This is a genomic window from Zarconia navalis LEGE 11467, assembly GCF_015207075.1.
Lineage (GTDB): Bacteria > Cyanobacteriota > Cyanobacteriia > Cyanobacteriales > Geitlerinemataceae > Zarconia > Zarconia navalis.
Map to the genome: position 1 here is coordinate 1 of NZ_JADEXN010000234.1, position 7,714 is coordinate 7,714.

6 protein-coding genes are annotated in these 7,714 nt (G+C 44.3%); 2 read left to right on the forward strand and 4 right to left on the reverse strand.

All coding sequences use genetic code 11. The features are described from left to right. On the reverse strand, positions 1 to 298 hold a 298-nt coding region (locus IQ235_RS13115), incomplete at its 3' end, for a GTP-binding protein (RefSeq protein WP_264321904.1). Between the two features lie 942 nt (positions 299 to 1,240). Here IQ235_RS13115 and IQ235_RS13120 point away from each other — a divergent pair. Next, positions 1,241 to 3,481, forward strand: coding sequence for a pentapeptide repeat-containing protein (locus tag IQ235_RS13120; protein ID WP_264321905.1), 2,241 nt, complete (start codon positions 1,241 to 1,243; stop codon positions 3,479 to 3,481). 149 nt (positions 3,482 to 3,630) lie between these two features. Here IQ235_RS13120 and IQ235_RS13125 read toward each other — a convergent pair whose 3' ends face one another. Continuing rightward, positions 3,631 to 4,815, reverse strand: coding sequence for a clostripain-related cysteine peptidase (locus IQ235_RS13125; RefSeq protein WP_264321906.1), 1,185 nt, complete (start codon positions 4,813 to 4,815; stop codon positions 3,631 to 3,633). Between the two features lie 16 nt (positions 4,816 to 4,831). On the opposite strand from IQ235_RS13125, the gene IQ235_RS13130 reads away from it, so the two are divergent. Continuing rightward, the gene (locus IQ235_RS13130; protein ID WP_264321907.1) at positions 4,832 to 5,212 is read left to right on the forward strand and encodes a hypothetical protein; all 381 of its coding nucleotides are present in this window, start codon (positions 4,832 to 4,834) and stop codon (positions 5,210 to 5,212) included. A 590-nt stretch (positions 5,213 to 5,802) separates the two neighbouring features. On the opposite strand, the gene lepB is transcribed toward IQ235_RS13130, so the two are convergent. Both lepB and IQ235_RS13140 read right to left on the reverse strand, forming a co-directional pair. Further along, positions 5,803 to 6,921, reverse strand: a complete 1,119-nt coding sequence (gene lepB / locus IQ235_RS13135) for a signal peptidase I (protein WP_264321908.1) — start codon at positions 6,919 to 6,921, stop codon at positions 5,803 to 5,805. A 19-nt stretch (positions 6,922 to 6,940) separates the two neighbouring features. Then, positions 6,941 to 7,714, reverse strand: a 774-nt coding sequence (locus IQ235_RS13140; RefSeq protein WP_264321909.1) for an FAD-dependent oxidoreductase, incomplete at its 5' end; no start/stop codon positions are given.

Consider the following 7,714-nt stretch of genomic DNA (forward strand, 5'->3'; position numbering starts at 1 on the left):
CTCCCACACCCATCAGAGCATGATAGGTTTCGATCGCAAATTCGATGGAACCGGGGCAGTCGAGAAAGGTGAACTGCACCCCGCCGTATTCGGTGCTCGCGGCGGCAACTTCCACACTCATCTGCCGTTGCTGGGCTTCCGGGGCGCTATCGCCGACGGTATTGCCATCTCGAACGTTACCTTTGCGAGTAATCGCTCCGGAAACCGAGAGCAAGCTTTCAAGTAAGGTGGTTTTTCCACTCAAATACGGGCCAACGATCGCAATATTGCGCCAGCCCGATACTCCTTTTTGAATCATCATATTCTCCTGAAATCTATTATTGTTTGAGATCGTCAGTGAGTTGTGAAAACGACCCCGATTTGAGGAGGGCAGAAGTTGCGCTCGCACGAGAAAGATCGATTCCACAAAGATAAATCTGTCTTGAGGAATTGTTTGTTGAGAGTCAGTTGATTTCTTTGTAAAATTATTATCGATCGATTCAGCGATCTTAATTCACTTTGCAGTCAGTCTTAACAAAATTGTGAGGTACTGTTAAGTTAAAAAAAACAATCCTAACTTTTAATACAGACTGTAAATACGCAAAATACGCAATTTGAACTTGTGAGGTCGTGTTGGAATTGCCCGTCAAATATTTCAATCGCCCTTACCAACACGAGATTTCCCCAAAATATCAGAGCCAAAATTTTAGGTTCTGTTGTCCGAAAGTCTGGATCGAGGCTCGCTCCTACAGCCTTTTTCGAGATTCCAATTGTCAAGAATTCGTCAATTTGTCAATCTCCAAGATATCGTGCTGCACGCTTTGGGTTTTGGGAACGGGAGAAAAGCAAAGGAGCCTGAAAAAACACTGCGATGAGGGCTTAGAGGAATTCTCACTCTGAGGAAGAACCTCAAAACAAACCATCGGGATCGACGCATCGAACCCCATTGCGATCGAAATTTGAGAACTCACATCTGAGTATTCCTTAGCACCGAGTGGTATACCCGAGCTGCGGGTGAGTTTTGAAGCCGATCGGCGTCTGGGAAGACTAGATCGCTCGATAAATCGCGGGAGCATCTTGCTGGGGAGGAGGACGAGACTCCGTCGGCTGAAGAACGCCAGCTTTACGAAAACTTTAAACATTACACTCACTCATATCTCGGAATATAAGCGATCGACAATCGAAATTCAGTGCTACGATGAGGTCTTTCTCAGATTCCGGACATTACATTGTGTTGCAAGCGAGTAGAATTTGATTTCGTATGACGGAGCATATTTTATCCGATCGGTCGGATTTGAGTTTGTCTTCCGATTTCAGCGGAGAATCACAACAAAACACCCACAGTATTAACCAAGATCGAGAGGAAATCTATCGTTTCTTTTTAGAAATCGTTAAAAAATCTTCTCCAGACAATATTATAGAAGAGTTCAAGCAATTATTTGTCTATTGTCATAGTTATACTCGCCCTTCAGTTTCTCAGTCTATTTATAATCTAATATTTTATAACGATGAAGAAGTTTTTAGAAGTACGTTTAAACGCTGTTGTTATATTTTAGTTAATAACTGGTCTTCTAACCGGCAGTATAAGCCCATTCAAGATTTAATTAAGCTCCTCGAACGAGCGAGTACGAGCCAAGAGACATTATCTTTTAGTCTCAATCGTTTAAGAAATTGGCTCTTAAATTTTGTCAACAGTGTAGAATTTCAAGAACTACAACTCTTTGCCTCTTTTGGGAGCGATCGCAAAGATAGCTGGAGTCAGCGCTATACCTCCTATCTTCTTGCATCTCAATATCTAAATGCCGAGAATCCTCTCGAACAGCGAGAAATTGCCCGAAAACTCGCTCAAAAACTTAAGCTTAAGTTTAAGTTCGATCTTGCAATGTACGTGTCCCGCTGCGATCGCGACCTTCACGAAAATAATCTCTCATCAAGCATCACCCAAATTCAAGTTGATGTCATTCATTTAATCAAGACTCTCGTTCCCAAGCATCTCTCCTCAAGTTTTAATTATTATGCCGAGATTTTTAATCGAGAAATTGAAAATATTTCCTATCAAAGCTTTAAAAAAAGCTTGCAAAATTATTTGATTTTAGGAATTAGCAATCAAAACGAAGTTCAAGTCGTTCGAGATAAACTTTTTAAGAAAATCGATAATCTTTATGTAGAGCGAGAATCAGATCGATTAAATTTCGATTTATGCTTGAGAACCTGTAAGCGAACGATCGAATTTATTACAACTGAGACTAACGAGAGTCCATCAGATGTATTTATTTTGATTAATACGCAAGGAACATCAACCACAATTGTTTTTCTCTTACTAAAGATTATTCTCATTTGCAAACACGCTCAGTCTCATTTAGATATTCGACTGGCTAAACTCATTCGTTATTACGAAAAATATCCCGAAGATGAATGTCAGTGGTTTATTAAATTTTTAGAAATTTTCAAACTGGTTTTTGCCATCTATACAGACAATATCCAGTACAATTTGGTCAAAGTTAAAAACGATCGTCGAGAGCCGCATTTAAATCTCGAAGCCTACCGTCTATTTCCCCAACTGACCGGAACCGATCTGCGCAACACCGATCTCGCCGGTGCCGAAATACATGGTGACGAGTTGAGAGCTGCCGATTTGCGGGGAGCGGATCTGCGTGGGGCGGATCTGAGTCGTGCCGATTTGAGCCTGGCTAAACTCAGCGATGCCAATTTATGTGGCTCCGTGTTAGATGGATGTGAGTTAACCGTCGCCGATTTGAACCGAGCGAACTTAAGCGGTGCGAGTTTGCAAAAAACCGATTTGCGCCGTGCCGATTTACAGGATGCCACTCTGGTTGAAGCTTGCTTGAGTGCAGTGGAGTTGCGCCGTGCGAATCTGCAAAATGCCCACTTAAACGGTACCCTCCTGAATAATGCCGATTTGAGCTATGCGAACCTGGCTGGAGCCGATTTGAGTCATGCCGAACTGCACGATACCGATTTGAGCCATGCGAACCTGGCTGGAGCCGATTTGAGTCATGCCAGCCTCGCCGGAGCGAACCTAAGCCATGCCAACCTAACCGGAGCGAACCTAAGTCATGTCAATTTCTGCGAGGCGCACCTCATCAGTGCCAACTTCGCTGGGGCAAACCTGAGTTATGCAAACTTCAACCATAGCGAACTTCGCCGCGCGAAGCTGCACGATGCGGACTTGAGCAATGCCTCCGTGCGTCGAGCCATTCTCAACGATACCTGCTTGAAGGGTGCGAATCTAACCAAAGCTGACTTGAGCTACAGTCAGTTAATCCGAACCGATCTTGGAGATGCCAATTTGTGTGAAGCATTGCTGCGGCACGTGAATGTCCGGGATGCCAAATTGGATGGAGCCAATTTGAAGAGAACGAACCTATTTGGTACGAATATCAGTCAAGCTAAAGTCAAAGGTGCTCGGTTTCGAGAAAATTCGGGGTTTTCTTTTGAAGCGAAAGAGGTTCTCAAGCGGCAGGGAGCCATTATGGTTTAGGAGAGCCTCGATCGAAATTCAGGTCGCATTCGACGAAAGCACAGATGTGATTCAGTATTTCCTCAACCCAGAAACTTTGTACCTCACGAGTGTGAGAGCCGCTATATATGCAATCCGAGTACGAACGGGACATGAGTATCAATTGCTACTCACTCCCCTAGTCTTGGGGTTGCGTCGAATATAGCATCGAAAAGCTCGAGAAGCTTCAAGTCAGTATAGGTTTGCCAAGCTCGGTATCGATCGAGCTGTTGGCGGCGGGTAGGCACGAATAAACCCAGTCCCGATCGAGTTTGGGCATTCTCCTCTGGATTTGGCAAATGAATTGTGCTTTGTTGTACGAACTCGATAAAGTGATTCAATTTTTCGCGATCGGCATTGGATCGATCGACGACGGTGGTAAAAAATTCGATCGCATCGGCTTGCATTTCATCGAAATAAGCGTAAGTTGGAATTCGAGACAGTTCGACACTTTGCAAGTTTGCGGCTAAAACTGCATCAATTAAAGGCACGAGATAACGGTTAAGTTCGCCAAACATTGAGTTATTCGTCACCGTATAGCTGACGTACATGTCGCTGCGTTCGTATGCCTCAATTTTACGCGCGACTTGCTCCCCCGAAACTTCGGGATTTTTCCCCAGCCATTGAAATAAGTTGGGGTAATAGTAATTGGGGGCGCCGAGCAGTTTTTGGGAAGATAGGGTGTACCGAGAAATCTCTGAAATCGTCGCATGGGCTTCGAGGGTTCCTTTATTGCAGTTTTGGAAAAAGAATAGCTCGATGCGATCGTCAATATTTCGATTGAATTCGAGAATGCGATCGGCAACACTTTGAATGTTCATCCATTGCAAAGAATTTCCATCGATACCCGAATGGATATCGGGACTAATTTCATTGGTATTGCCACCATGTCCGAGAAAAACAATCGCCCAATGTTTGGCTACAAATTGCGATCGCGCCCAGGTTAAATACTCGGCAAAGGCATCGTCGCTGGCACTATTAGAAATCGGAAGGTCTTGGGTTTGCGTTTTATTCTGGGTAAGGATATATCGAGTAATATTCGGTGCTGCTAAAAAATCTGCTTCAACGGCGACTAAAATATTCTCCGATCGAATTCCAGTGGCGATCGCTTCGATGATTTCTAGTCCGAAACGAGATAGATCGTTGTCGTATGGCATCCAGTATAGAAAAACCCAGTCATAGGATTTGCGATCGTTCTTTTTCTGATATTGGATTAAATTGGACTGAGCGGTAGAATGCGATCGGGAATTTAAAAGCGATACACTTAAAGCGGTACTTCCTAAAAATATCGATCGAATAATTTGGCGACGTTTCATTATTTTTTGTTGAAGAATGAGTTCCTCGAATGACCCCCATTCATCGGAAAATTCTCAAACCGATGAAGCTCCAGCACTTTACAATCCCGAGTCGGTGGCGATCGTTGCGTATTTTTTGACAACAGTCGTGGGGTCTTGGCTAATTTTGAAAAATTGGAGAACTCTCGGAGTTACTCAAAAAATGAAATCGGGAAAATCTTGGTTGTATATTAGCCTAACTGTCAACTCGATCGCCCTAATCATTTTTTTTCAAGGCGGCGATGGTTTAATCTATGGTGGTGTGTTGCGTCTCCTTGACTTACTGGTCTGGTATTTTGTCTGGCAAAAACAGCAAGTTCAATATATTAGAGAGCGCTGGGGTGATGTTTATCCGCGAAAAATTTGTCTGTGGAGATGACTGTTTTCTGAATTAATTTGCCAGGTCTGAGGCATTAATAAATTAGCAAAAATAATTTTAAATCACAAAAAAATTAGATAATCAAATATATACGATGAATTCAAGGGGGAATTTGCGGCTTTTCTGCGAAGTTGCACGACGAGTTTACAAGGGTTTCCGGAGCGTGGTAAGATTTTGTCAAGTTTAAAGACATGGTTGGGTTTGTTTCTGTATTCGCTTCACAGCTAAACCTTTCTCAAAGCCCTATTACAGCGAAGATAAGGGAAAATGCGATCGCTCTTCCGGTCAAACGTCCTTTGCTCTCAAAACACAATTTTTTGAGTGAGTATTTTTGCATGGGGTTGCAATTTCTAGCATATTATGCATTATTTACAAGCTGGTGCATCTGCTTTTTTCTCTTAACGGCAGATTCAATAACCCACGGGATTTCTAAAGTTCCCCACAATCGTATCGATCTCCGTGGCGATCGCGAATCAGTTGTGCGAGTTGATGGGCGGGGAGAAAAACCAGATCGATCGTCATAAAAACTGATACTTTTTATTAGGTCTTGGAAGCCGTACTTTTTTTATATTTTTCGTCAGTCGATTGCGTTAATCGATATTTCCCATCCGATTTAGCGGCCACAATATTTTAGTGGCTTTGCCCACAATATATTCTCGGGAAACCGTTCCCCAGCAGCGGCTATCATAGCTGTTTTCGCGATTATCTCCCATCGTCAAATAAGAATTCGGTGGCACCGTGGCTTCCCAAATCTCTTGCCCCTCGCCTTCCCGTCGAGAAAAGTAAGAATTTTGATTGCGACAAATATCTACCCTAGTTTTACGACTTTCATCGAGATAGGGTTCGTCTAAGGGGTTTCCATTGATGTAGACTCGATCTTCGATAATTTCGATCGTTTCTCCCGGTAATCCAATAATTCGTTTGATAAATGCTTCTTTAAATCCCTCTCGTTGTAGAGCTTCAGGTGGATTAAAGACAACAATATCGCCGCGCTGTGGGTCTTGAACCTGGTAAATAAACTTATTAATCACTAAGCGATCGTTAATTTGTAAGTTTGGAATCATCGCACCCGTTGGAATATAGCGGGACTCAGCGACAAACTCCCGAATCGAAACCTGTACGATACCTGAAACTAAACCCGCACCAATAGTTATTAGTAATGCGATCGGAATCAGAAAACGTTTTGATTTTTCGCGCTGCGTGGGGGTTGTTCTGTAGACATGATAGATAACCAAGGGAGAAAGCAGCCAGAGAAGAATGGCAAGTGTGGGAATGAAGTAGGACGCAACAACAAAAAACAGTAAAATACTGCCCAACAATCCGTTCCCAATATAAAAATGTCCCGCCCCCAATAATATTGTTGATAGAAAAACCGCTGCCCAAGGGTCTTTACTCTGTTTTCGGAGTTCTTCAAATTCAGAAGAATTCGATTTTCGAGTACAGGTATAGGCATCAAAGAGATTCGAGATTTTAAAGATCGGCAACAGTAACAGGCTTCCCACACCCAGTAAGATATTACCGGTTTGAGTCAGGAGAGAGAATAGACCCAAACCACTAAAAATCGTAAAACTCAAAATCCAGAAAATCCCTCGGAATTTTTGCCCCGAGTAAATTTGCCCGATGCCAGGAAATAGCGAAGACAAACAGACCGCCAACCAGGGTTCTTTTCCAGATGGTTCTGGAGATGTCGATGGCAATGCTTGATTCATCAGACCATTTCCCCCTTCCCTAAAATCCTAAATCCGTGGCCACCCTGTGGGCGCAGGCAAACCCAGAAAACGCCACCGCATTTAACCCTTGTCCGGGAAACGTACTATCCCCTACGCAATACAACCCCGGTATCGACGTGCGATTGAAAGGCATTCCCAACAATCCCATCAGCTTGCGCTGGGGAATGGGACCGTAAGTTCCGTCCTCTCGTCCCAAAAAGCGGCGATGAGTACGCGGCGTTCCCACTTCCATGTAGTCGAGTCCGGCATCCAATCCGGGGAAAATGGCTTCTAAGCGATCGATAATTTCCCAGGCGGCTGCTTCTTTTTTCGCCTCGTACTCCTGAGACGAGAACCCCTGCCAGGAATCGATGGTGTAGGGGGTAAAGGTATGGATGATGTGGTAGCCTTCTGGGGCGAGGTTGCCATCGAGTAGGGTGGGAATTGAGACGAAAATGGTTCCCCCCGAGGCTTCCATCTGCGACCAATCTTCCAAGAGGATGTGGTGGCACTCCGTTCCCGGCGGCAACACCGACGCTTCTACCCCCAAATGCAAGCTTAAAAAACTAGGCGACTTTTGATAACGCTGCTGCCATCGCTTTTCCGAGGCAGGCATTTGGCTTTTCGGTAGCAGTTTCTCGAAAGTATCCCAGCGAGTGGAATTAGAAATCACTCGCTTCGCCCGATATTCTTCCCCAGAGGTCAGCCGTACCCCCACTGCGCGGCAGTTTTCGAGAATAATCTCTTTGACTCTGGCTTGGTAGCGAATTTCTCCCCCGGCATTCTCCAATCC

What these genes read in the sequence shown, in the direction of transcription:
- IQ235_RS13125 (WP_264321906.1), bottom strand. Translation starts at nt 4,815, where the DNA reads ATGAAACGTCGCCAAATTATTCGATCGATATTTTTAGGAAGTACCGCT.
- IQ235_RS13130 (WP_264321907.1), top strand. Translation starts at nt 4,832, where the DNA reads ATGAGTTCCTCGAATGACCCCCATTCATCGGAAAATTCTCAAACCGAT.
- IQ235_RS13120 (WP_264321905.1), top strand. Translation starts at nt 1,241, where the DNA reads ATGACGGAGCATATTTTATCCGATCGGTCGGATTTGAGTTTGTCTTCC.
- lepB (WP_264321908.1), bottom strand. Translation starts at nt 6,921, where the DNA reads ATGAATCAAGCATTGCCATCGACATCTCCAGAACCATCTGGAAAAGAA.